This is a genomic window from Pseudomonas sp. BB438, assembly GCF_057180225.1.
This window is the reverse complement of sequence record NZ_CM170001.1, coordinates 6,518,124-6,542,678: the sequence shown is the minus strand read 5'-3', so window position 1 is coordinate 6,542,678 and position 24,555 is coordinate 6,518,124. Positions and strand designations below refer to the sequence as shown.

The 24,555-nt window shown below is 60.5% G+C and carries 17 protein-coding genes and 1 pseudogene; 17 read left to right on the top strand and 1 reads right to left on the bottom strand.

The window, feature by feature from the left end:
• The first annotated feature begins 62 nt into the window (after window positions 1-62).
• From AC1ZV1_RS30020 to AC1ZV1_RS29940, 17 genes and pseudogenes are all read left to right on the top strand, one after another.
• The gene (locus AC1ZV1_RS30020) at window positions 63-539 is read left to right on the top strand and encodes a thioesterase family protein (protein WP_484294929.1); all 477 of its coding nucleotides are present in this window, start codon (window positions 63-65) and stop codon (window positions 537-539) included.
• A gap of 6 nt (window positions 540-545) precedes the next feature.
• On the top strand, window positions 546-1,478 hold the full coding sequence (locus tag AC1ZV1_RS30015; protein ID WP_484294928.1) for an alpha/beta hydrolase: 933 nt from the start codon (window positions 546-548) through the stop codon (window positions 1,476-1,478).
• Window positions 1,479-1,488: 10 nt separating this feature from the next.
• On the top strand, window positions 1,489-2,667 hold the full coding sequence (locus AC1ZV1_RS30010; RefSeq protein WP_484294927.1) for a gamma-butyrobetaine dioxygenase: 1,179 nt from the start codon (window positions 1,489-1,491) through the stop codon (window positions 2,665-2,667).
• 479 nt (window positions 2,668-3,146) lie between these two features.
• On the top strand, window positions 3,147-3,395 hold the full coding sequence (locus tag AC1ZV1_RS30005; RefSeq protein ID WP_416782887.1) for a hypothetical protein: 249 nt from the start codon (window positions 3,147-3,149) through the stop codon (window positions 3,393-3,395).
• Window positions 3,396-3,565: 170 nt separating this feature from the next.
• A complete protein-coding gene (locus AC1ZV1_RS30000) occupies window positions 3,566-5,266 on the top strand; it encodes a ShlB/FhaC/HecB family hemolysin secretion/activation protein (RefSeq protein ID WP_484294926.1) in 1,701 nt (566 codons plus the stop codon).
• 60 nt (window positions 5,267-5,326) lie between these two features.
• Window positions 5,327-6,010, top strand: coding sequence for a CsgG/HfaB family protein (locus AC1ZV1_RS29995; protein WP_484294925.1), 684 nt, complete (start codon window positions 5,327-5,329; stop codon window positions 6,008-6,010).
• A 29-nt stretch (window positions 6,011-6,039) separates the two neighbouring features.
• Entirely contained in the window at window positions 6,040-6,396 is a 357-nt protein-coding gene (locus AC1ZV1_RS29990) for a DUF4810 domain-containing protein (protein WP_259759507.1), read from the top strand.
• Window positions 6,393-7,058, top strand: coding sequence for a DUF799 domain-containing protein (locus AC1ZV1_RS29985; RefSeq protein ID WP_484294924.1), 666 nt, complete (start codon window positions 6,393-6,395; stop codon window positions 7,056-7,058). The genes AC1ZV1_RS29990 and AC1ZV1_RS29985 overlap by 4 nt, the downstream gene beginning before the upstream one ends.
• Window positions 7,059-7,182: 124 nt before the next feature.
• Window positions 7,183-16,605 carry a hemagglutinin repeat-containing protein gene (locus tag AC1ZV1_RS29980; RefSeq protein ID WP_484294923.1) on the top strand — a complete coding sequence of 3,141 codons (9,423 nt, stop codon included), beginning with the start codon at window positions 7,183-7,185 and terminating at the stop codon, window positions 16,603-16,605.
• A complete protein-coding gene (locus tag AC1ZV1_RS29975; RefSeq protein WP_484294922.1) occupies window positions 16,602-17,192 on the top strand; it encodes a hypothetical protein in 591 nt (196 codons plus the stop codon). Before AC1ZV1_RS29980 ends, AC1ZV1_RS29975 begins: the two co-directional genes overlap by 4 nt.
• Before the next feature lie 138 nt (window positions 17,193-17,330).
• Window positions 17,331-17,375 (top strand): annotated as a pseudogene (locus AC1ZV1_RS29970) (hypothetical protein); the annotation flags it as partial.
• 153 nt (window positions 17,376-17,528) lie between these two features.
• Window positions 17,529-19,178: a VENN motif pre-toxin domain-containing protein gene (locus AC1ZV1_RS29965; RefSeq protein ID WP_484294921.1), complete on the top strand. Its 1,650-nt coding sequence runs from the start codon at window positions 17,529-17,531 to the stop codon at window positions 19,176-19,178.
• A gap of 12 nt (window positions 19,179-19,190) precedes the next feature.
• Window positions 19,191-19,556 (top strand): hypothetical protein, encoded by a 366-nt coding sequence (locus AC1ZV1_RS29960; protein WP_484294920.1) that lies wholly within the window; start codon window positions 19,191-19,193, stop codon window positions 19,554-19,556.
• Window positions 19,557-19,710: 154 nt separating this feature from the next.
• Window positions 19,711-20,124, top strand: a complete 414-nt coding sequence (locus AC1ZV1_RS29955; RefSeq protein ID WP_484294919.1) for a hypothetical protein — start codon at window positions 19,711-19,713, stop codon at window positions 20,122-20,124.
• 996 nt (window positions 20,125-21,120) lie between these two features.
• On the top strand, window positions 21,121-21,426 hold the full coding sequence (locus tag AC1ZV1_RS29950) for a MafI2 family immunity protein (protein ID WP_484294918.1): 306 nt from the start codon (window positions 21,121-21,123) through the stop codon (window positions 21,424-21,426).
• A gap of 353 nt (window positions 21,427-21,779) precedes the next feature.
• A complete protein-coding gene (locus AC1ZV1_RS29945) occupies window positions 21,780-22,193 on the top strand; it encodes a hypothetical protein (RefSeq protein WP_484294917.1) in 414 nt (137 codons plus the stop codon).
• 239 nt (window positions 22,194-22,432) lie between these two features.
• Window positions 22,433-22,852, top strand: coding sequence for a hypothetical protein (locus AC1ZV1_RS29940; protein WP_484294916.1), 420 nt, complete (start codon window positions 22,433-22,435; stop codon window positions 22,850-22,852).
• Between the two features lie 137 nt (window positions 22,853-22,989).
• On the opposite strand, the gene AC1ZV1_RS29935 is transcribed toward AC1ZV1_RS29940, so the two are convergent.
• Window positions 22,990-24,447 carry a hypothetical protein gene (locus AC1ZV1_RS29935; protein ID WP_484294915.1) on the bottom strand — a complete coding sequence of 486 codons (1,458 nt, stop codon included), beginning with the start codon at window positions 24,445-24,447 and terminating at the stop codon, window positions 22,990-22,992.
• Between the last annotated feature and the right edge of the window lie 108 nt (window positions 24,448-24,555).

Sequence of the window (24,555 nt, the reverse complement as noted above, 5' to 3'; positions counted from 1 at the left end):
TCCAAACCACCCCCTCTCCCTTCAGGGAGAGGGCCGGGGAGAGGGGCTCTTCGGACGCGAACATGACCCACGCCCTGAAAACCTACGAAACTCCCATCCTCGCCGAGTGGACCGACTACAACGGCCACCTGCGCGACGCCTTCTACCTGCTGCTGTTCAGCTACGCCACCGACGCCCTGATGGATCACCTCGGTCTCGATGCGGATCACCGGGCGGCGACCCATTCCTCCCTGTTCACCCTCGAAGTGCACCTCAACTACCTGCACGAGGTGAAGGAGGGCGAGAAGGTTGAAGTACGCACCCAACTGATCGCTCACGACCGCAAGCGCCTGCACGTTTTCCACAGCCTGCACCGCGTCGGCGAAGACCTGGCGCTGGCCGCCAGCGAGCAGATGCTGCTGCACGTGAACCTCGACGGCGGCGCGCGCTCGGCGCCCTTCGAAGGTATCGTGCTGGAGCGTGTGCTGGCGTTGGCCGAAGCCCATCGCCCACTGCCACGTCCCGACTACGTTGGCCGCGTGATCGGCCTGCCGGGCTGAGCGGGCATGAGCCGGCGCTATCCGCTGTCCGACGCCATGCAGGCCTTCGTCGCCGAGACCGAACGCCATGCGGTGGCCGATCCGTCCCTCGCCGCCCAGCGTGAAGGTTACGAACGCATGGCCGCCGCCTTTGCTCCGCCGGTACCGCCAGGACTGGTCGTGCGCGATGTGCAGCCCGAAGGTCTGGCTGGGCTGCGGCTCTACCATCCTGACGCTGAGCCGCCAATGGGTGGCTGGCCCACGGTCTTCTATATCCATGGCGGCGGCTGGGCGCTGGGCAGCGCCCGCAGCCACGACATGATCTGCATCCCGCTGGCCGCCGAACTGGGCGCGCTGGTGGTCGCCATCAGCTACCGGCTGGCGCCCGAGCATCCCTATCCCGCGGCCCTCGACGACTGCCTCGACACCTGGCGGCGGATTCACCAGGACGGCCTCGGCGAGCTTGTGGATAACTCCCGTCTCGCGGTCGCTGGCGACAGCGCTGGCGCCACGCTCGCCGCCGCGCTGTGCCTGGCCCTGCGCGCCACTGGTGAAACGCTGCCGGTGGCCCAGGCGCTGATCTACCCGGCGTTGGGCAACCTCGACACGCCCTCGCGCACCACCTGTGCCGATGCGCCATTGCTGACCAGCGCTGCCGTGGGCGAATACCTCGCCGCTTATCTTTCGCGGCCTGCCGACTGGCGCGACCCGCTGGCGTTGCCGCTGCTCGCCGAAGACCTCGGCGGCCTGCCGCCGGCCTTCATCGCCGTCGCCCAGTTCGACCCGTTGCGCGACGACGGTGCGCTCTACCGCGACCGCCTGCGCGAGGCCGGCGTGGCGGTGGATTACTTTCCCGGTGCCGGGCTCGTCCACGGCTGCCTGCGCGCCCGGCGCGTGGCAGAAGTGGATGCCCTGCGCGGCGCCCTGATCGCGGCCCTGCGCCGCAGCCTGAGTCGATGAGGAGGAACGCATGCAGACCACGTTGGAAAACCCCGGCATCGCCGACTGGCGCACCTACCGGCTGACCGCCGCACTGGCCAGCCTGCGCCCGCTGGACAACCGCCTCGAAGTGCTCTGGGCCGACGGCCGCGTCAGCCCCTTCCACCACCAGTGGCTGCGCGACAACTGCCCCTGCGGCGAGTGCGTCTACAGCGTTACCCGCGAACAGGTGCTGGAAATCATCGATGTCCCCGCGAACCTCGCCCCGTCCCGTGCCAGCCTCGACCAGGGCCAGCTGTGCATCGACTGGCAGGACGGCCACCGCAGCCGCTTCGACCCCGGCTGGCTGCGTGCCCACGCCTATGACGACGACTCCCGCGCCGAACGCCGGGCCGCGCACCAGACCACCCGCGTCTGGCGTCGCGACGTCGACGTGCCGGTGTTCCAGCATGACCAGCTGATGGACGACGACTCGGCGCTGCTGGGCTGGATGCTCGCCCTGCGTGACCTCGGCCTCAGCCGGGTGGATGGCGTGCCCACCGCGCCGGGCTCCCTGCACCGCATCGCCCAGCGCATCGCCTTCATCCGCGAGACCAATTTCGGCGTGCTGTTCGACGTGAAATCCAAGGCCCAGGCCGCCGACAGCAACGCCTACACCGCCTTCAACCTGCCGCTGCACACGGACCTGCCGACCCGCGAACTGCAACCGGGGCTGCAATTCCTGCATTGCCTGGTCAACGATGCCGACGGCGGCGACAGCGTGTTCGTCGATGGCTTCGCCATCGCCCAGGCGCTGCGTGACGAAGCGCCGGAAGACTTCCGCACGCTCTGCGAGGTGCCCATCGAGTTCCGCAACAAGGACCGCCGCAGCGACTACCGCTGCCTGGCGCCGGTGATTGCCCTGGATGCGCGCGGCGAGATCAGCGAAATCCGCATCGCCAACTTCCTGCGCGGCCCCTTCGACGCCCCGGCCGAGCGCATGGAGGCGCTGTATCACGCCTGGCGCGCCTTCCTCACGCTCACCCGCGACCCACGCTTCCGCCTGCAGCAGAAGCTGCGCGCCGGGCAGATGTGGTGCTTCGACAACCGCCGCACCCTGCACGCCCGCACCGCCTTCGACCCCGCCAGCGGCGAACGCCACCTGCAGGGCTGCTACATCGACCGCGACGAACTGCTATCGCGCATCCTGGTGTTGCAGCGCGAGCGCTGAGTTTGGCGAAGCAACTGTCTTTCCCAGGAAAGTTTGTGCCCGAGGTTGCCCTCTCCCTAACCCTGGCTGCGCGCCCCGCTCCGAAGGGAGAGGGGGCCGTGCGGAACAGGCTTAAACTAATGCGTGCGCCGGGTGGCTCCCTCTCCCTTCAGGGAGAGGGTGGGGGAGAGGGCTGACGCTCGCACAGAACTTTCCAGGTAGAAGGGCTTTCCTCAACACAAAAAAATCCCCTGCGGCGCCCGACGCGCGGCAGGGGACAAATCGAGCCGGATCAGGCTCTCAGTGTGCGAGGCCCCGCCGCTGGCGCCGGTGCCGGCTGCGGGGTATGGAATCCAGTCTGCGCGCCGCGCCGCTTCACCGGTTAGCCGAAAACGACCTGCGCGTGCCCGCCGCGGACATTCCGTCGGCGGGGTGCTTGCCCTGCCCCGTCTGGCTTACCAGAATCGAGGCAGACCCCGCCGCCGCCAAGGAGACCCGCGATGATGCACGCCGACCTGATCGACCAGGACGATTTCCGCGAACGCCTGCAGGCGCTGGGGTTCGCCGTGCCGCCGGCCGTCACCGCCGAGCAGGCCTGCGAATACGCCGTGCGTGGCCTGACCCCGGAGCGCTCGCTGGCGCTGCGCCGCCTGGTGGAGGAAATGCTCGCCGGCAACGCCACCCTGTTGCCGGCCGTGCGCGAAGCGATTTCTCGGCAGTTGCTGCCGGCGCTGGTACCCAAAGTGTGACAATCAGGCGCACAAACGGCTGCTGATTGTGCGCGACGTCTCCCAGAAAATGGGAAATGTCTTACATTTTTTCGGGATGGTGGCCTAAAGGCATCACTCATCCAATATGATCCAATCCGCTTTTTTTTCGGATGAACTGGCCGTGCGGCCAGATGACAGGGATCGTAAGGATGCATGCTCTCCACCGTGGCTGGATGCCCGTCCTGGCATTCTGCTGTGCCTCGGCAAGCTTTGCCGCACCACTGCCCTCGCCGGGTGACAACGACCTTCAACGACAGCGCCAGGAGCAACTCCTGCGCGAGCAGCAGAAGCGTCTGGAGGAACTCCAGCAGCTCCCCGGCAAATCGACGACCGAAGCACCGCCGACCACCGCGCCGGACACCCGTTGCTTCACTGTCCGCCGCATCACCCTCGAAGGCGCCGAGCATCTCGATGCGCGCTCGCGCGAGACGCTGCTGGCGCCCTATCGGGAGAAATGCCTGGGGGTCAACCAGCTCAACGAGCTGCTCAAGGGCATCACCGACCACTACCTCTCCCGTGGTTTCGTCACCACCCGCGCCTACCTGCCGCAGCAGGACCTCTCCAGCGGCGAGCTGAAGATCATCGTGGTCGAGGGGCGCTTCGAGGGTTTCGATCAGTCGGCGCTGGCCAGCGACCGCGAGCTGGCGATGACCTTTCCCGGCGCCACCGGCGACGTCCTGAACCTGCGCGATCTGGAGCAGCTGGTCGACCAGATCAACCGCCTGCCCTCGCGCCAGGCGCAGATGGAGCTGGTGCCGGGCCAGGAAGTCGGCGGTAGTCGCGTGCAGCTCAAGGGCGAGCGCAGCAAGCCCTGGCGCGTCTCCGCCAGCCGCGACAACAACGGCGACGCGACCTCCGGCGAACAGCAGGCCGGTGTCGGCCTCGACTGGGACAGCCCGCTGGGCCTGGCCGACCAGTTCGGCCTGCGCGTCGGCCAGGACGTGGTCAGCGACCACTGGAAGCACTCCGACAACCAGAGCCTGTGGTACAGCGTTCCGTACGGCTGGTGGACCTTCAACTACAGCTACAGCCGCAACTACTACCGCACCCGCAACGAAGACGCTGGTTTCGCCTTCAAGTACGACGGCGACAACGAAACCCACCAACTGGGTGCCGAGCGCGTGCTGTTCCGCGACGACGTGAGCAAGACCGGGGTGAACGTCGGCCTCAGCCACCAGCGCACGCGCAACTACATCGACGACACCCTGCTCGACGTCTCCAGCACCCACCTCAGCGAGTTCAACCTGGGCTTCAACCATGGTCGACGCATCGGCAGCGCCTTCGTCAACGCCGATATCGGCTGGCAACGCGGCATCGGCGCCTTTGGCGCGCAGAGCGATGACCACGACGCTCCCCACGGTAGCCCCACCGCCCGCTACAACAAATACAGCCTGACCCTGAGCTACCTGCAGCCGTTCAAGCTGTGGGACGAGGCCTTCAGCTTCGAAAGCCTCGCCACCGGCCAGCACAGCGAAGACGTGCTCTACAGCCCGCAGCGCATCAGCCTGGGCGGCCTGAGTTCGATCCGCGGGTTCAAGGACCAGACCCTCTCCGGCGACTCCGGCTACTACTGGCGCAACCAACTGCGCTGGCGCCGCGCCGTGACCTGGGAGCCACTGCTGCCCTGGCTGCAGGAATACGGCGTGGCCTACGCCTACGACGTCGGCGCCATCGAGCATGGCCAATACAACCCGGGGCTCTCCGGGCGCATGAGCGGCCATGGCCTGGAATTCAGCGCGCGCGGGCAGTACGCCGCCGCCTCCGTGACCCTGGCGCGCTCCCTGGAGCGCCCCGACCTCATCGAGCGACGCGAGCACCCGGTGTATTTCCGCGTCGACCTGTTCTTCTGAGCCAAGGAAGAGGCGCCCAGGCGCCCCCCTTGGCCAGCCTGATTTCTCAAGGAGAGTGACATGAAACACAGCGTAAGAAATGCAGTCCTGCCGATCCTGGCGGCTGTCGCACTGGCCGGGTTGTCGGGCTGTGCCACCGAGACGTCCACCGCATTGCCGGTGCAGCAGGTCGAAAGCGTCAGCCGCCCCTATAGCGGTGTGCGTTCGCCCATCGCCGTCGGCAAGTTCGACAACCGCTCCAGCTACATGCGCGGCATCTTCTCGGACGGCGTCGATCGCCTCGGCGGCCAGGCCAAGACCATCCTCATCACCCACCTGCAACAGACCAACCGGTTCACCGTGCTGGACCGCGACAACATGGGCGAGATCCAGCAGGAAGCGGCCATCAAGGGCCAGGCGCAGCGCCTGAAAGGTGCGGACTACGTGGTGACCGGCGATGTCACCGAATTCGGCCGCAAGGAAGTCGGCGACCGCCAGCTCTTCGGGATTCTCGGGCGCGGCAAGACCCAGGTGGCCTACGCCAAGGTGGCGCTGAACATCGTCAACATCTCCACCTCCGAGGTCGTCTATTCGTCCCAGGGCGCCGGCGAGTACGCCTTGTCCAACCGCGAAATCATCGGCTTCGGCGGTACCGCAAGCTACGACTCCACGCTCAATGGCAAGGTCCTCGACCTGGCGATGCGCGAGGCGGTGAACAAGCTGGTCAACGCTGTCGACAGCGGTGCGTGGAAGCCGCAGAACTGAATCAGGGAAGGTAGGAAATGACCATGGACATGGTACGCAAGACAGTCGCCTGCGCAGCTGCGTTGGCGGGGACCCTGGCGCTGAGCGGCTGCGCGGGGCAGAAAACGATGTATCAGTGGGAAGGCTATCAGGAGCAGGTCCACGAGTACTTCACCGGCGACTCGAAGGAGTCCCAGCTGGAGGCGCTGGAAGCAGACCTGCAGAAGATCAAGGCCAAGAACGGCGCCGTTCCGCCGGGCTATCACGCGCAGCTCGGCTTGCTCTACTCCAGCCTCGGCAAGCAGGACCAGACGGTTCGCGAATTCGAGACCGAGAAGGCGTTGTTCCCTGAGTCCGCCACCTACATGGACTTCCTCCTGAAGAACGCTCGCGGAGGTGCCCAATGATGCGCGCCCGCCTTGCCCGGCTCGTCATGGGCCTCTCGCTGCTGACCCTGCTCGCGGGGTGCGCGCCGACCAAGACCGTCGATTACTCGGCATACAAGCAGGCCAAGCCGCGCTCGATCCTGGTGCTGCCGCCGCTGAACGAATCGCCCGATGTGAAGGCGACCTACAGCATGCTGTCGCAGGTGACCTACCCCTTAGCCGAGGCTGGCTACTACGTGGTGCCCGTGGCGCTGGCAGACGAGACCTTCCGCCAGAACGGCCTGAGCAACGCTGGGGATATCCACCAGGTGTCCCCGGCCAAGCTGCGGGAAATCTACGGCGCTGACGCCGGGCTCTACGTCACGGTCAGCGAGTACGGCACGCAATACCGGGTGATCAGCAGCGCCACCATCGTGACGGCCACCGCCAAGCTGGTCGATCTCAAGAGCGGCACCACGCTGTGGACCGGCTCCGCCACGGCCTCCAGCGAGGAAGGCAACAACGGCAACAACGGTGGCCTGGTCGGCCTGCTGATCACCGCCGCGGTGAAGCAGATCATCAGCAGCTCGGTGGACGACGCGGGTTATCCCATCGCCGGGATGACCAGCGCGCGCCTGCTTTCGGCCGGGCGGCCGGCGGGCCTGCTGTATGGTCCGCGCTCACCGAAGTATGGCAGCGACTGACCCCCGTGCCGGCGCTCGCTCCTGAGCGCCGGCGCCCTGCCTGTGCAATGCGGCCGGCGGACGCCGGCCGGACAAGTTTCGATCTGAACAACCTTGCCGCTGCAGGGTCGTGAAGGAGTCATACATGGACGTACGCCACCCGCTGTATCAAGCCATCGCCAGTGTCCTGGCCGGCATCCTGATCCTCAATCCCATCGTCGCGGCCGCGGCCGAGCTGGCGGTGGACGCGGCAGCCGGTGGCAACACGCACCTGGGCGCGGCGGGCAATGGCGTACCCGTGGTGAACATTGCCACGCCCAACGGCGCGGGCCTCTCCCACAACAAGTTCAGCGACTACAACGTCGGGCAGAACGGCCTGATCCTCAACAACGCCACCGGCAAGACCCAGTCCACCCAGTTGGGCGGGATCATCATCGGCAACCCGAACCTCAAGGGCGGCGCGGCCAGCAAGATCCTCAACGAAGTCACCGGGGCCAATCCTTCGCAGCTGCGCGGCTACACCGAAGTGGCCGGTCAGTCCGCCCACGTCATCGTCGCCAACCCCCACGGCATCACCTGCAACGGCTGCGGCTTCATCAACACCCCGCGCGCCACGCTGACCACCGGCAAGCCATTGATGGATGGTGAGCGCCTGCGCGGCTATGACGTCGACGGTGGCGAGATCGCCATCGAAGGCGCCGGCCTCAACGCCAGCAACCTCGATCAGTTCGAGCTGATCACCCGCAGCGCCAAACTCAACGCCGACCTTTACGCCAAGCAGCTCGCGATGGTGACCGGCCGCAACCAGGTGGACGCCGAGACCCTCGCCGCCACCGCCAAGGCTGACGACGGCAGCACCAAGCCGCAACTGGCCATCGACAGCTCCGCGCTGGGCGGCATGTACGCCGGCGCCATCCGCCTGGTGGGCACCGAACAGGGCGTGGGCGTAAAGCTCGCCGGCAACATGGCCGCCAGCGGCGGCGACATCCAGATCGATGCCAACGGCCAGCTGACCCTGGCCCGCACCAGCGCCGCCGGTAACCTGCGCGCCAGGGCCGGCGACATCGCGCTCTCCGGCGCCGCCTATGCAGGTGGCACGGCGAACCTGCAGGCCAGTGGCGCGATTTCAGTGGGCAAGAGTCTTGCTGCCGGCGGCCAGGTTCAGCTCAAGGCCGCACAGCTGAGCAACGACGGACAGATCGTCAGTGGCATCGACGGCGATCGCCGCATTGCCGGACAAGGCCTGGAGATCACCGCGGACACCATTGCCAACCGGGGACGCCTGGACGCTACCGGCTCCGCGAACATTAGCGCTGGCGCTGTGGACAACGCTGGTCAGGTATATGCCGACCGTATCGCCCTCAGTGCGCGGACTTCTGTGGATAACCGCGGAACCCTGCACGGTCGCGAGGTCGGCCTCACTGCTGCACAGCTCAATAACTTCGGTGCGAGTGCACAACTGATCGCCGAACAGAGCCTGCTGCTCAACGCACCGGGCATCGCCAACCTGGGTGGGCTCGTGCGCTTTGGCGACAACCAGGCCGTGGAGCTGAACTTCACCAACCTGGACAACCATGGCGGGCGACTAGAGGTTAAAGGCGGCAGCCTCACGCTCAGGGGCGGCACGCTCAGCAACCAGCAAGGCACCCTCGTTGGTGGCACCGCGAGTATCGACGTACAACGCATCGACAACGCGGCTGGCCTGATAGGAACCAGCCAGGGCGACCTGACGCTCACCAGCCGTGGCGAGTTGAATAACGCTGGCGGCAAGCTGCAGGCTGCGCGCGATCTGAACGTCAAGGCGGGGGTTGTGGATAACCGGGCCGGCACGCTGGTCGGAAACCACCTCGGCGTCACCGGCAGCAGCCTGGATAACCGTGACAAGGGCGTGCTCAGCGCAGAGCAGGGCAACCTCACGTTGAACCTTGGCGGCGCGCTCGACAACGCCAATGGCCTCGTTCAGTCGAGTGGCACGCTGCTGCTGGATGCTGGCAGCGTCAATAACCTTGCCGGCCAACTGTTGGCCGACTCACTGACCCTTACTGCACAAGGTGCCGTGAACAATAACGGCGGCATCCTGGCTGCCGGAAAAATGAGCGTCATCGCTCAACGCATCGACAACCAAAATGGGCGGATGCAGGCGCAGGCCGCGCTCGAGGTCACCGCCGATGACCTGAAGAACAACCAGGGCGTGCTGCTGGGCAAGACCCTTTCAGCGAAGCTGGGGAGCCTCAGCGGCAACACCCAAGGCACCGTGAGTGCAGACGGCCAACTGAAGCTCGTCGTTCGCAATGCGCTGGATAACGCCCTGGGGCGCCTGCAATCCGTGCAAGGCGATCTCGATCTCACCGCTGGCAGCCTGGACAACCGCCAGGGTGTCGTGGTCGGAAGGCAACTGCTGCTGACCGCCACCGAGCAGTTGGACAACCGGGGTGGGCGCATTGTTGGCGACGGCATCCTGGCCAACGCCAAGGTCATCGACAACAGCGACCAGGGGCTGCTGGTGGCCGGTACGGACGGTGCGATCCTGCTTGCCACGCAGCGCCTGTCCAGCAACAAGGGGCGCATCCAGAGTGAGGGCAACCTTGAACTCCAGGCGCCGCAACTGGAGAACCAGGGCGGTGTGGTCCTCGGCAACCGACTCGAAGTGCGTGGCAGCCACCTGGACAACAGTCAAGGTGGAGCACTCGTCAGCGATGGTGACGAGATCGTCCTCATCCTCGACGGCGTGCTGAACAATGCCACCGGCCTGATCGATGCCGGTGACCAGGCGCTGACCTTCACCCGCGCCGTCTCCAGCCTGGGCAACCAGGGCGGGACGTTGCGCGGTGAGCGCATCGACCTGCTGGCGGGCGCGCTCGACAACAGCTCCGCCGGCCGGGTCCTGGCGGGCGCCGGCGGCCTTGCGCTGAAGACCGGCACGGTGAACAACCAGCGTGGCCTGATCTACGCCCAGGGTGGCTCGATCACCGCCGAATTGGGCGCCGGCAGCCTGCAGAACCAGGCCGGTACCCTGCAGGGCGACACTGTCAACGTCACCGCCGCCGACCTGGACAACAGCCTCGCCAACGGTGAGGCCGGGATCATCTCCAGCCTGCTGGGCAAGCTTGAACTCCTGGTGGACTCCCTCACCAACCGCGGTGGCCAGATGTTCGCCAAGGGCGACCTGAGCGTCGTTGGTCAAAGCCTCGACAATGCCTCGGGGCAGATCAGCGGCGCCAGCGTGAACCTCACCAGCAGTGGAGCGCTGGGTAACCAGAATGGCCTGATCGAATCTGCCGGGGCTCTCGTCCTGAACAGCGGAACCCTGGATAACAGTCAGGGCGGTCGCCTGCGCGCGCTCGGTGGCGACAGCAGCCGCATCCACAGCAACGGATTGCTGGACAACCAGGGTGGCAGCATTGGGGTCGCCAGCCAGGGCTTCGAACTCTCCAGCGGCGCCGCGCTGCTCAATTCCCAGGGCCAGGTCCAGCACGCCGGCACAGGCCAGTTCCGCCTGAGCGCGGCCAGCCTTGCCGGAGCCGGCAGCCTCACTGGCCTGGGCAGTGGTTCGTGGCAACTGGGCAGTCTGTCCGGAGTCGGCCAGATGCGCTTGAACGGCGCGCTCGACTTGCGTGTGGACCAGGGCCTCGACATCGGAGCCGGGGAACGTATCGCCAGCGCCAGCGGCCTGACCCTCATCGCCGCCTCCCTGAACAACCAGGGAGAGTTGCTCAGCGATGGCGACCTCACGCTCACCCTGGGTAGCGACGCTCGTAACACCGGAACCCTGTCAGCCCAGCGTGGCCTGACCCTCACCGCCGCCAACCTTGTGCTACAGGGCGGGCGGCTCGCCAGTGGGCTGGATACCCAGCTCAATCTCGGTGGCAACCTCGACAACCAGGGCTGGCTGATCGCCAACCAGGCCCTTCGCGCCAACGCCGCCCAGGTCATCAACAACGGCACCCTGGGTGCCCTTGGCTCCCTCAGCCTCACCAGCGGCAGTATCGCCAACGGCCCGGACAGCCTGCTGTTCAGCGGTGGCGACATGACCCTGCGCGCGGCCAGCCTGAGCAACCGCTACGGCGATCTGTACAGCCAGGGCAAGCTCGACTTTGCCGGTATCGATGGCGGTCGCGCGCAAAGCCTCAGCAATCGCTCCGGCACGATCGAAGCCCAAGGCGACATCCACCTGAATGTGTCCAGTTTGGAAAATGTCCGCGATGTCTTCGACTTCGAGCAGACCACCAGCTTCGGTAAGTTCGACGTGCAATGTGGCCAGCACTGCGACGGCGACGACCCTTTCAAGCGCGGCAAGATCAACGTCAATGAAACCATCGACGAGCGCATCACCCAGAACAGCCCCGCCGCCTGGCTGACCTCCGGGCGTAACCTGACCATCGAAGCCGGCTCGGTGGAGAACCGCAACAGCACCATCGCCGCCAACGGTGACCTGACCATCAATGCCGACTCGCTGCTCAACCAAGGCAGCTCTTCTCGCACTGGCAGCAAGACCCAGGTCATCAACACCGTCAAAGGTGATTACGGCAAGATCCCCACTGGCCAGTGGGACGCCATGGGCCGGCTGGCCAACCAGTTCAATGCCAGCATGGCCCAAGGCATCTTCGACAAAGGCCTCTACGACCAGCTCTGGACCGTCTATGGCGGTGATCGCTGGGTCATCGGCACACCGGTGATCACCTGGACCGACGATGGCAGCCAGACCGCCCCGGCGACCCTGCAGGCTGGCAATCGCGTGAATATAAACGTCGCGCAGAACCTGCAGAACGGCACCGTTGCCGAGTACAGCCTCGCTCAGCTCACCGGGCAACTGGCCGGCAGCCTGCTCGGGCAGCAAACCGGCACCGTCAATCTGACCATCAACAAAGCCTCCAGCGATGCCCAGGCGCGCGGTCCGCAAAGCGTGGAAACCGTGACCCGCACCGCCGCCGATGGCAGCCAGCAGGTCAGCTTCATCCCCGTCGACTACACCGGCGTACCGTTCGCCGCCGTCGACCCAACCGCTGCGGACACCTTCCGACTGCCGCAAGGCCAGTACGGCATGTTCATCCGTGCCAGCGATCCCGGCGCCGGCTACCTGATCGAGACCAATCCAGCCCTTACCGACCTGGGCAAGTTCCTCAACTCCGGCTACCTGCTCGACAAGCTCGGCTTCGACGCCGACAAGGCCTGGAAGCGCCTGGGCGATGGTGCCTACGAAACCCGCCTGATCCGCGAAGCCATCCAGGCGCAGACTGGCCAGCGTTTCCTCGATGGCCTTGCCAGCGATTACGACCAGTTCCAGTACCTGATGGACAACGCCCTCGCTGCCAAGGACGCCCTCAAGCTCTCTGTGGGAGTCGGCCTTTCCGCCGAGCAGGTCGCCGCGCTCACCCACGACATTGTCTGGATGGAAAGCCGCGTCATCGACGGCCAGGAAGTCCTGGTCCCGGTGGTCTATCTGGCCCAGACCGATGACCGCAACCTGCGTGGCAACAGCCTCATCCAGGGCCGCGACCTCAACCTCATGGCCGGCGGCGACCTGATCAACGTCGGCACCCTGCGCGCCAGCGATGACCTCAACGCCGTGGCCGGTGGCAGCATCCTCCAGGGCGGCCTGGTCGATGCCGGGCAGCGCGTCAGTCTGCTGGCCGGCGACAGCATCCGTAACGCCCTCGCCGGGCAGATACGCGGCGATCAGGTGGACCTCACGGCCCTGCGCGGTGACATCGTCAACGACCGTACTGCCGTCACGGCCAGCATCGGCGGCAGCGAATACCGCAGCTTCCTGGATGCTGGCGCCAGCATCAGCGCGCGCAGCGACCTGAGCCTGGACGCCGGCCGCGACATCACCAACCGTGGCGCACTGAGCAGTGGTGGCGATGCCTATGTCAGCGCCGGCCGCGACATCAACCTCGAGGCCGTCACCGATGCCAGCCGCCTGCGCGACGTCCAGCAGGGTGGCCATCACGTCACGACCACCACCATTGAGCAAAATCACGGCTCAACCCTGACGGCGGGCGGCAATCTGATCCTCGATGCCGGACGGGATCTGAATGTGATTGGCAGCAAGGCAAGCGCCAAAGGTGATCTGACCGCCAGTGCCAGTCGAGACATCAACCTGCGGTCCGTCGAGGACAGCGCCAGCGTCGAAGTGCGCAGCAAAACCAGCAACAGCCGGACTCAGGAACAGACAGGGCAAACTCGCCAATCCGGTGCTGAGCTACGTGCCGGTGGCGATTTTGTGGCAATGGCGGGTCAGGATCTGAACCTCACTGCCAGCACCATCAGCGCCAGCAATGAGGCGTATCTCTACGCGGCCCGCGACGTGCACCTGCAGTCGGCTGCGGAAACTGACAGCCATTCTCTCAACAAGACCAAGCGCAGTAGCGGGCTACTCTCCAGCTCGGAAAAGAAAACCCAGGACAGCTCGCTACAGACCACCCAGGCCGGCTCCCTGGTCAGTGCCGACAAGATTGCCATCCGCGCCGGCCAGGACATCGCCGTGCAAGGCAGCGACGTCGCCTCCACCAACGGCACCAGCCTGCTGGCCGGGCGCAATGTGCTCATTGACGGCGCTACCGAAAGCTTCGAGGCCAGCCACGCCGAGTCCAAGAAGAAATCCGGCCTCATGAGCAGCGGCGGGATCGCTGTGACCCTCGGTTCCAGCAGCCTGAAGACCACCCAGGACGACCACACCGAACAGACCCGTGGCAGCACCATCGGCAGCGTGCTCGGCAACGTCGATATCCAGGCCGGCAAGGACCTCACCATCCGGGGTTCCGACCTCGTCGCCGGCAAGGACATCAACCTCATCGGGCAGAACGTCAGCATCCTCGAGGCGCAGAACCGCAACCGCAGCGAGGAAACCCGCGAGCAGAAGCAAAGCGGCCTGACCCTGGCCCTGTCCGGCAGCGTCGGCAGCGCGGTGAATACCGCCTACCAGTCTTCCAAGGAAGCGCGTCACGAAGACGACAGCCGCCTGGCCGCCCTCAAGGGCATCCAGGCCGGCCTGACCGGTTACCAGGCCTGGCAGGCGGCGGAGCAGGGCGGCATGACGTCCGCTAACGCTGACCAGTTCGTCGGCATTGCCATCTCCCTCGGCTCGCAGCAATCCAAGTCGAAAACCGTCCAGGAGCAGAGCATCGCCCAGGGCAGCACCCTGACTGCCGGCAACAACCTCAACATCCTCGCCACCGGCGCGGGCAAGGTCGGTGAAGACGGCGACATCCGCATCCAGGGCAGCCAGCTCAAGGCCGGCCAGGACGTCATGCTGGCCGCAAACCGCGACCTTATCCTCGAAGCGGCCTCCAACACCCAGAAGCTCGACGGCAAGAACAGCAGCAGCAGCGGCAACGTCGGTGTCAGCCTGGGCTTTGGCGGCAGTGGTGGTGGCCTGAGCGTCTTTGCCAACGGCAACAAGGGCACCGGCTTCGAACACGGCAACGGCACCACCTGGACTGAAACCACCGTCGACGCTGGCCGCCAGGTCACCTTGATCAGCGGCCGTGACACCAGCCTCATCGGCGCCCAGGTCAATGGTGAGCAGATCACTGCCAAGGTCGGCCGTGACCTCACCCTGCGTAGCCTGCAGGACACCGACGAGTACAAGTCCGAGCAGAAGAACGTCAGCGGCGGCGCCAGCTTTACGCTCGGCACCATGACCGGCAGTGCTTACGTCTCGGTCGACAAGAGCAAGATGCACTCCAACTACGACAGTGTGCAGGAGCAGACCGGGCTCTATGCCGGCAAGGGCGGCTACGACATCGACGTGGGCAAGCACACCCAACTCGACGGCGCCGTCATCTCCAGCACCGCCAACGCCGACAAGAACCGCCTGAGCACCGACACCCTCGGTTGGCGCGACATCCGCAACGAGGCCGACTACAAGACCCAGCAACAGGGCATCAGCGCGAGCACTGGCGGCAACGAAGGCAGCGCCTTCTTCGGCAATATGCCCAACGGCATGGTCACCGCCTACACCCATGGTGACAGCGACAGCGGCACCACCCGCTCCGCCATCTCCGCCGGGACCATCGATATCCGCAATGGCGAAGCCCAGCAGCAGGATGTCGCCAGCCTGAGCCGCGACGTCGAACACGCCAACGGCAGCATCAGCCCCATCTTCGACAAAGAGAAGGAGCAGCGCCGCCTGCAGGAAGTGCAGCTGATCGCGCAGATCGGCAGCCAGTCGATGGACATCATCCGCACCAATGGGGAGATCAAGGCGAACGAGGAAGGGCGCAAGGCGCTGGAGAAGGACGGCAAGTATCCGCCGGGTGAAGGCGCTTCGGCCGAGGAGATCAAGAAGTACAACGACACTCTGGTCAACTCCAAGGCCTACCAGGATGTAATGCGTGAATACGGCACTGGCAGCGACTATCAGAAAACCGCCCAAGCCGTGACAGCCGCCCTGCAATACTTGGCCGGAGGTGATATCGGCGGGGCGGTGGCCGGCGCCTCAGCGCCCTACGTCGCAAGGCTTATCAAAGACCAGACCGGTGACAACAACACCGCTCGCATCATGGCCCAGGCGGTGCTCGGCGCCATTGTGGCCAGCGCCCAGGGCAACTCTGGTGTGGCTGGTGCAGCGGGTGCTGCGACGGGGGAGCTGATTGCACAACAGCTGTACCCCAACAAACCGCACGACCAACTTACGGAAAATGAACGGCAGATCGTCTCTGCTCTTTCGACTCTGGCTGCGGGTATGGCCGGAGGCCTCGCTAGCGGCGATAGCGCCGGTGCTTTCGCGGCCGCTGGAGCTGGCAAAACAGCTGTGGAAAACAATGATCTAGGCAGTCGTCTCTACCTGGACAGAAAAGTCGAAGAGTTCGCCGCCGCCGGCAATTGCGGTGGTATGTCGACAGAAAGTTGCCGAGCCAAATATGCCGAAAAAGTCTTTGAAGAAGGCGGCGGTGCGAATGGCGTGATGCTTTCCGTCCTAATGGGCGTAGGGGCTCCGGTAGCAGCGGCTCTAGGCCCCGAACTGCTAATGGCCTGTATAGCCAACCCAGCTGTCTGCACTGAAGCAAGCTTGGCGGGGGCCGAGGTTCCCTTCGGTGTGGCAACGGCTGGTGGTACTGCGCTAGGAATGGGAGGCTTTGGTGGCCTGATTGGTAAGGAGGTATCGGCAGGTACAGGAGGGGCAGCAAAGCCCACAATTGAATTGTTTGGAGGAAAAAATGCTCAAACTCCAGGTGCGATCAATATTGATATAACCTCTGGGATTCAATCTGGTATCCGTGCGGACGCAAGAAGCTTGCCTTTGAGGGATAGTTCAGTAGGAGAGATTGTGGCTAGCAATCCATTCATTCCTAAAAGCGAAGGGGGCACATTCTCTATGATGGACTATCTGCCTGAAGCAACCAGGGTAATCGAGCCAGGTGGAAAGATTTTTATAAACTCTAACGCTGCAAACCCATATGGTAAATTACCAAGTGTTTCCGATCTTGAGTCGTTAGGGTTGAGAGTTATTCAAGACGGACCTCTCGACTCACGTTTCTCGGGGCAGACTTTCCTTCGCACAGATGGAAGTGTGATTACAGATTTGGAAAGTATGAAGACTATAGTTTTGGAGAAGATCAAATGATGATTTCAGTAGACTTTGATTCTCTCGTTACGTTTGATTGTATCTATGGAGAGTGGATTCATGAACATGGGGTTTCTCGCGTGTATGTCGAGAAGGGGCTAGTTATTAAGAGGTCCGTTTTTATTAATGACGAGGAAGGTGCGAGAATCGTCGAGTGTGCTAGTGATGAATTACCTCGAGGTGAGAGCGCTTTTCCAGTTCACTATATCTATGATCCTGTGAAAGATGCCGAGTATACAAGCTGGAAGGTTTTAAATGGATTTTTGTTTGCTATTGGTAATGATGGGAGGGTGGTTGAATATAGAAGTAAGACTGAAAGCTCATATGCAATGCATGAGTATGTTGGGGGGTGTTGGTTTGTCTTCTCAGGTGTGACATTCGCGAAAAGGGTTGTTGACGAATACGCATCAGATAGAAAGTCGTCGTCAGGTAAAAAAACATCTGATGAGATTGGATGTCGGACCACCCTTGACTCGCTAGTTCATGAGTATGTCCTGGAAGGAGTCACTAACGCTTCGCCAGGGTCTGGGTGGATGTCTTTGGTGATACATGCTGAATCGTTTTTTATAGAAATTCCAGGAAAATAAAAAATTTGAAAAGGGGGTAGTTTTATTTTTCTACTCTAAAGCTGGACGCGGAGTCAGTATTAGAGTGTCGAAAATAAATCTGTCCCTTTTTAGTTCGGCCGCCAGGTCACCCTCGTCAGCGGCCGCGATACCAGCCTCATCGGTGCCCAGGTCAGTGGCGAGCAGATCACCGCCAAGGTCGGCCGCGACCTCACCCTGCGCAGCCTGCAGGACACCGACGAGTACCAGTCCGAGCAGAAGAACGTCAGCGCCGGCGTCAGCGTCGCCATCATCGGCTCTGGCGGCAGCGCCAGCCTCTCGGTCGACAAGAGCAAGATCCACTCCAACTACGACAGCGTGCAGGAGCAGACCGGGCTCTACGCCGGCAAGGGCGGCTATGACATTGACGTCGGCAAGCACACCCAGCTCGACGGCGCCGTCATCTCCAGCACCGCCAGCGCCGACAAGAACCGCCTGAGCACCGACACCCTCGGCTGGCGCGATATCCGCAACGAGGCCGACTACAAGACCCAGCAACAGGGCATCAGCGCGAGCACTGGCGGCAACGAAGGCAGCGCCTTCTTCGGCAATATGCCCAACGGCATGGTCACCGCCTACACCCATAGCGATAGCGACAGCGGTACCACCCGCTCCGCCATCTCCGCCGGGACCATCGATATCCGCAATGGCGAAGCCCAGCAGCAGGATGTCGCCAGTCTGAGCCGCGACGTCGAGCACGCCAACGGCAGCATCAGCCCCATCTTCGACAAAGAGAAGGAGCAGCGCCGCCTGCAGGAAGTGCAATTGATCGCCGACATCGGCCGGCAGTCGATGGACATCATCCGCACCAACGGCGAGATCAAGGCGAAGGAGGAAGGGCGCAAGGCGCTGGAGAAAGAGGGCAAATACCCACCGGGTGAGGGTGCCTCGGCCGATGACGTCAAGCAGTACAACGAGGCCCTGGTCAACTCCAAGGGCTACCAGGATGTGATGCGCGAGTACGGCACGGGCAGCGACTACCAGAAGGCGGCGCAGGCCGTCACGGCTGCGCTGCAGTACCTGGCCGGTGGCGACATCGGTGGTGCCGTGGCGGGGGCCTCAGCGCCCTACGTGGCGACGCTGATCAAGAAGCAGACTGGTGACAACAACACCGCCCGCATCATGGCCCAGGCGGTACTCGGCGCCATCGTGGCAAACGCCCAAGGCAACTCCGGTGTAGCCGGCGCAGCGGGGGCGGCGACGGGTGAGCTGATTGCGACCACGGTATACCCCAACAAGAAGCCCGAAGACCTGACAGAGAGTGAACGGCAGATCGTTTCCGCCCTTTCTACCCTCGCAGCGGGGATGGCGGGTGGCTTGGCCACGGGGGATAGCGCCGGGGTTGTGGCGGCGGCCGGAGCGGGTAAGACGGCGGTTGAGAACAACTTCCTTGGTGAAGGAACTCCGCCTGGACTGATGAGTTACGGCCAGGCTGCTAGCTCCCTGAATGACTACATGGTCAAGAACGGAGCAACTGCCGAAGAAATGGCTCAGGCCCAGCGTGATCTGGCTCAGGGTGTTGGCTATGACGGTGCTCAACCAGCAAATGAGTTCATTAAGGCTTGGGCCGAGACGATGGGCGGTGAAGCTTTGGGTCTTGGTATTGCGGGTGTTTTGGGTAAATTCCTAAGGTTGGGGGCAGCAGGTGCGGGAGCAGGTGAGGTCAGTTCAAAAGGTTACACTGGTGGTTTCGGCCCTATGTATAAGCAAGCCGATAGTCCTCAGTTGGAAAAGATACTTACTTCCTACTTCGGAAAGGACAAAACCGGTACGCGGGTGGGTAATGGAGGAGTAGCAGACGCATTGAGGTACGAAAAGCAAACAGGGGACCTGCTATCTGAAGCTTCTCATGAGCAAAAAGCTCGAGAAGTTCAGACTCGGTTGAATAATTTTGTAAGAAATGCGGACAACCAACCTCCAGGTTCGTATCCCTACAGCCAAAGAGATGTTGATTATGCTCGCGAGTAAAGGATTTGGATAATGCTCTCCAGTACTGAGGCGTTTTTAAATTTTATTTCGTGGATTCTCTCCTTGCAGCTGTTTTCCTCGGAGCAGCTTGTTGAAATTCTTGAGGAGTTTAATGGCGTCGAAGGTGTTGTTAATGATGAGCTTTATATCTCGGCATACGAAGAGTTGGCGCGTTATGTTTCGCATAAGATCTCTATTGACGAGATGGCGAATCTGTTAAGAGCTAGCGTTAATGAGTTGAGCAGCATGCCTGGAGAGCAGTACTACTTTGTTGAAGCAGTTGTTGACGAGTATTCTGCTGAGCATCTGAATATTACTCAGCTTATAGATTCATCTCCTGAGAGATACAGGAAATATTTGAGCAGACGTTTTGGATAAGTTGCCGAGACGAAATCTAGGCGCGAAAAGTGGGCAGATTTATTTTTCTACTCTAAAACTGGCTGCGAGTCAGGATTTATCGTGCGAAAAATAAATCTGTCCTCTTTTTTACTTTTTTACTAATTTGACACATATCCCGGTGGATTTTTGAGAAATGAAATCTTCTAGTTACTATCAAGATCTGCCGGAGTCCATGCCCGCGGAAGATATAAAGGTTGAGTTTTTAGACGTGCTGAAACGTTTAAAGTCTGGAAGTTTATCCAAGGAGAATGCACTTAAGGCTTTTTTGGAATTGAGTGATAGGCAATGGAATACTTATTGTGCTCTGAATGATGATATAAAGTCTTCAGTGGCAGATACCTTAATTGCACTGTGGGATGGCCGATGTATCGAGTCAGCAGAGACGACGGTTGCTATAGTTTCGAGACTGGGGCTTGGGCGGGTTCTTAGATTCTTAAGTGAAATTGACCCCGGCCAGACATCTCCTGACGTATATGCAGAAATTCATGAGGCAGTAGAAGAGTTGAGGGATACTGTAGAAGATCCTTATAGTGGGATGCAAAATTAAAAAAGTTTAAGGCAAAAAAGGGAGAAGATATTTTCTACTCTAAAACTTACTGTCGGGACCGGAAAGGGGACAGATTTATTTTTCTACTCTAAAATTGCCCGTTGAGCCCGAGTTAGAGTACAGAAAATAAATCTGTCTCCTTTTTCGCACTCTTTTTCGCACTAGTAAAAAGTTCGGATAATAATTACTTCATCCCAGTGCTGAATGCAAAAACTCCATACGGCACGGCAGGCGCTGTCTACCTGTTTGGTGTTGGAAGGAAGGGGTATGAGTTCGGTAGTGTCTATTCGGATCAAGATTTCGGAGGGAAATAGTATGGTTGCCACTAGATGGCTGATTTATGCAATGTTTTTTTTGATTGTTTTTTCACTTGTCCTTTTTTTGTATATTCTTTGATGGGTGGGGTGATGGTTTTAATGGATGTCGATGAAAGTAAGCAGGTTGTTATGTTAAAGTGGATTTTACCGTCAGTCTGCGTTTTTCTATCAATAACATATATAGTGAAGAAGTGGAGCAAAATAAGAAATATGGTGAGAGAGCTTTCGCCATAATTTTTCGCAGAAAGGCATGATCGGTGATCTGTTAAGACCGAAAAGGGTCTGGCAGGGTCTGGCAGGGTCTGGCTCAGCCATGGCAGCGGTAGGAACTACCACCGTCACTGCTGCCGGTGTGACCACCACCACTGCCGTATCGGCTGGTTGGGCCAACGTTGCTCTCACCGCAGTGGCGACATCCGCCGCCTCGCAGAGAAAAGGGGACAGAGAAAAGAGGACAGATTTATTTTTCTACTCTAAAACTGGCTGGGGAGTCAGGATTAGAGTACATAAAATAAATCTGTCCCCTTTTTCCAAGGCTTCCCTGTTGTGAAGTTTGAGGGGGTAACTGGAGCAAACGTCAACGTTGGTGTGGTTATAATCGATCAGCCAACTAATGTTTTATTATCAAGGGAACGAAAAGCCCTAGTATCGTACCAACTAACCCTAACTGGAGTCAGAAATGAGCACTGGATTTAGCTTGAATGAATGGAACTTTCAAGTGCTCATGCTTGTTCAAGCTCTAGTCGGTGCGATTTCATCAAACTTCAGAATGGTTGCTTTGTCCTGTGATGATGGTGGTTGGGTCCTAAGTTTCTATCTGGAAAAGGATATCGAAGATGACGTGGACGAGATCGAGGATGTCGTTTGCCAATATACAGCATATCAAGATTCTAACTTGAAATGCCGGTATGAAATTATTGTTGGTGATCAGGTTTTGCCTGTGCTCGCTGAGTCGGGGAGAGTGGTTTACCGAAGAAGGGAATAGCTAAGATGCAAAAGGAACTGCAACAGCTGGTGAGGCTGCTAGCAGCTCTATTGCTAACACTACTCGTTCAGGCGTTGTACGTCTAACGCATCTGACTGGCGTGGGGTTAGAGATCAATGGGGTGATCTTGGTTGTGTTGAAATATTAAGTTTAGAGAATAGGGCGAAAAGGGGGCAGATTTATTTTTCTACTCTAAAGCTGGGCTCGGAGTCAGGGTTAGAGTACGTAAAATAAATCTGTCCCCTTTTTCCTTTATAAGGGGCTTCATATGAGGTTCATTCCAATACCCCAATTCCTCAGCATGTCAAGGATTGGCTGAGCAAGAAAGGTATACCCTTCAAGGAGTACTAACTATGTCTGTGCAGGCGAGCATTGATATCTCCTTCGCCCGAGGTCAAGACCCGAGCGAGATCTTAAATAAGCTGATCGGTTTTGGTTGGGAAGTTGGGTTTGGTGGGAAGGTGATGTTTCTACCAGAAAACGGTTTTGATGAATATGAGTGGGTCGTGTGGGATTTAAAAAGGTTTGATATTTTAGATTTTTTAGATGAAACAAGAAAAATTGGAAAGGCCGGTATCACGCTGGTTTTAAGCAATGATGTTGGTGGAGAGTTTTTAATCTCAAGAGATTTGGTTTCATTTTCACTTTCGATTAATCGGGTTTTGTTGGTTGATAGGATTCCTGATTTTAGCTGGTATATTTCACGGATTTTACCGGCTTTGGATGGGGTGGAAATCTTTAGCATCCAGTGCGAAACGATTTTTTAGACAAAAAATGCAATTTTATTTTTCCACTCTAAAAGTGGCTGGCGAGTCGGGATTAGAGTACAGAAAATAAATCTGTCCCCTTTTTTGGTCCTTGATTCTGGAATGTTGAGGCCAAGCTTTAAAAATTTTTCCGAATATGATGGAATAGGTCATGTCAGAGTTAACGTCTCTGATGATTAGTAAGAAAAAGGAAAGAGGACGGAAAAAGCGGACAGATTTATTTTTCCTAATTTTTTAGAATGTATAGTGATTTTGAAAGTTGCATATTTGACTTTGCGCTGGAGAGAAATCCCGGTGATTATTGGTATGATTGTGCTATTTCAGAAACTTCTGGTATTTTGAGAAAGTTTGATAAGGGTGACTGGGCGCGGCTCTTAATTGAATTAGAAAGTAAGGATGATTTCTGGAAAAAAAGGCTGGTAGAATGCTTGGGGGATTTGCATGTTGCATATGAAGTTGAAGTGATTTTGCGTATTTTAAATACAAGTGATGAGGATTTGCTGATTTCTTGTTTTGATGCGCTGAGGCTGGTGGATCCATCAAAACTGGGGAGGCGGGAACAAGAAGATTTATTGCTCAGGGTTTCTTCCTTACTGGATGAAGCATCTCCTCCCGTGAGAGAAATATTGGAAAATTTCTGTGAAAAGCTAAAGAGCTAAGTTGGATAAAATACCGAAAGTTTAAAAGGAGAAATATTTATTTTTCTGCTCTAAAACTGTCTGGTGAGTCCGAATTAGAGTGCAGAAAAATAAATCTGTCCCAATGCATTGTGATCGCTCCTAGTACCGCTCTGCCTTTAAGGCAGGTCGGCTGCCACTTCCAGCGGGCTGAGGGGGAAGGTGTCGCCAACCGGGTCTCCCAGCAAGGCCAGGTAGCGTCGACCTTGCTCCTCTACCGTCACTTTTCGCCCGGCGTCGAGGGGGAGTGTCGGGCAGACGACGCGCAGGTTGTTCGCGTCGGGCAGCAGCACGGCGTGGCGAGGCGCACTTTCCTGTAGTTTGCTGCGCAGCCTGAGACGGCACGGTCGTGGTTGTGCGGACAGCCAGGCGCCGCGCAGTTCATAGCGGTCGCCGCCGAGCGGGCGCAGGCTTTCCACCTGTGCCAGGCGCCAGGACTCCTGGGGGGATGGCCGGACGCCGAGCAGTTCGCCAACCGCCGGTGGCGGCGAGTCCTCCCAGTGCCCGCTGAAGTGCTGCCCGGTGGTGCGAGATTGCTCCAGCTGCAGTGTGTTCGGCGCGCTGGGCTTGGGCGCGGTGCGAGTGAACTCGATGTCGTCCCGGTGGGCGACCAGTTCGTCCAGTCCGCCGCGAACACCGGAGTGCTGAGACCAGACGTCGCTCTCGTGTGGCTGGCGCTGGAAGTGACGGGCGTCGAGGCCGGCGTCGTCGGCAACGCCAAGGTGGGCGAGCAGGGCCGGGATGCCTCGGCAGACCTGCCAGGGGCTCGCGTCTGTCGCGTCCCAGCAGGCGAGCAGATGGACGTTGAGATCGAAACCCGCGTCGCCGTGGCTGGTCGCAACGAAGCGCTTGAGCATGTCCAGCAATTCGTCGAGCTTCAGGGCGAGGCCGCTGGTGCTGCTTACGGCGTCCGGGTCGAGGAAGGGACGGTCGCTCTCGCGTTCGAGCCGCCAGGTATTGCCCGGCTGTTCCGGCTGGATGTGCACGATGGAGGCGAATACCTGGGTGGATTCGATCAGCGCCGGCAGGCTCTGCGCGGGTATCTCCAGCGGCCGGGAGCCGGCGATGAGCAGGCAGTGCAGGTAGCCCCCTGCGACGGTCTGGCTGCGCGGCTCGAAGGCTTCGCCGTCGTTGATGGGCAGGTGCTGAACCTCCAGCCGCAGGGCGCGCCAGTAGAGCTGGTGCATCAGGTTCCACAGGCCGGGCGGCGGCGGATGCTGGTTCTGCAGCCAGTTGAAGTGGATTTCCTGGAGGCTGCGTACCATGCGCTGCATCAGCAGAGCCGCCGTCTTGCGCTCGGCGCGGCGGGTCCGCAGCAGGTGCCAGTAGCCACCGAGCAGCCGGCGGTGGAGGGCGAGGATGAGCCTTTGCGCCTTGTCGGCCCTGGCCTGGGCGAGCGCGTCGGTCTGTTCGCCAAGGAGGTCGGCGAGTTGGCGGCTGACGTCGAAGATTTCCGGGCGCAGGCGTTCGAGCTGACGCAGCAGCTGGAGGCCGGTCAGCGTCGTGTGGTTCAGTTCGATGGCCGTGCGATATAGCTCCCGCGTTCGCTGGGCCAGGTAGTCGAGGGCGGTTTCCATGTGTCCCGTGGCTCCGAGGCTCGCCGGATATGGCCGACGTTTCGGAGACTGCGGGATTCAGGTCGGTTTGCGATTCAGACGAATCTGAATGATGCGGAGCAATGCGTC

Coding starts and splice junctions, on each gene's coding strand:
- AC1ZV1_RS29985 (WP_484294924.1), top strand. CDS start 6,393: ATGATGCGCGCCCGCCTTGCCCGGCTCGTCATGGGCCTCTCGCTGCTG.
- AC1ZV1_RS29975 (WP_484294922.1), top strand. CDS start 16,602: ATGATGATTTCAGTAGACTTTGATTCTCTCGTTACGTTTGATTGTATC.
- AC1ZV1_RS29945 (WP_484294917.1), top strand. CDS start 21,780: ATGTCTGTGCAGGCGAGCATTGATATCTCCTTCGCCCGAGGTCAAGAC.
- AC1ZV1_RS29950 (WP_484294918.1), top strand. CDS start 21,121: ATGAGCACTGGATTTAGCTTGAATGAATGGAACTTTCAAGTGCTCATG.
- AC1ZV1_RS30020 (WP_484294929.1), top strand. CDS start 63: ATGACCCACGCCCTGAAAACCTACGAAACTCCCATCCTCGCCGAGTGG.
- AC1ZV1_RS29940 (WP_484294916.1), top strand. CDS start 22,433: ATGTATAGTGATTTTGAAAGTTGCATATTTGACTTTGCGCTGGAGAGA.
- AC1ZV1_RS30005 (WP_416782887.1), top strand. CDS start 3,147: ATGATGCACGCCGACCTGATCGACCAGGACGATTTCCGCGAACGCCTG.
- AC1ZV1_RS29990 (WP_259759507.1), top strand. CDS start 6,040: ATGGTACGCAAGACAGTCGCCTGCGCAGCTGCGTTGGCGGGGACCCTG.
- AC1ZV1_RS29980 (WP_484294923.1), top strand. CDS start 7,183: ATGGACGTACGCCACCCGCTGTATCAAGCCATCGCCAGTGTCCTGGCC.
- AC1ZV1_RS29935 (WP_484294915.1), bottom strand. CDS start 24,447: ATGGAAACCGCCCTCGACTACCTGGCCCAGCGAACGCGGGAGCTATAT.
- AC1ZV1_RS29995 (WP_484294925.1), top strand. CDS start 5,327: ATGAAACACAGCGTAAGAAATGCAGTCCTGCCGATCCTGGCGGCTGTC.
- AC1ZV1_RS29960 (WP_484294920.1), top strand. CDS start 19,191: ATGCTCTCCAGTACTGAGGCGTTTTTAAATTTTATTTCGTGGATTCTC.
- AC1ZV1_RS30010 (WP_484294927.1), top strand. CDS start 1,489: ATGCAGACCACGTTGGAAAACCCCGGCATCGCCGACTGGCGCACCTAC.
- AC1ZV1_RS30015 (WP_484294928.1), top strand. CDS start 546: ATGAGCCGGCGCTATCCGCTGTCCGACGCCATGCAGGCCTTCGTCGCC.
- AC1ZV1_RS29955 (WP_484294919.1), top strand. CDS start 19,711: ATGAAATCTTCTAGTTACTATCAAGATCTGCCGGAGTCCATGCCCGCG.
- AC1ZV1_RS30000 (WP_484294926.1), top strand. CDS start 3,566: ATGCATGCTCTCCACCGTGGCTGGATGCCCGTCCTGGCATTCTGCTGT.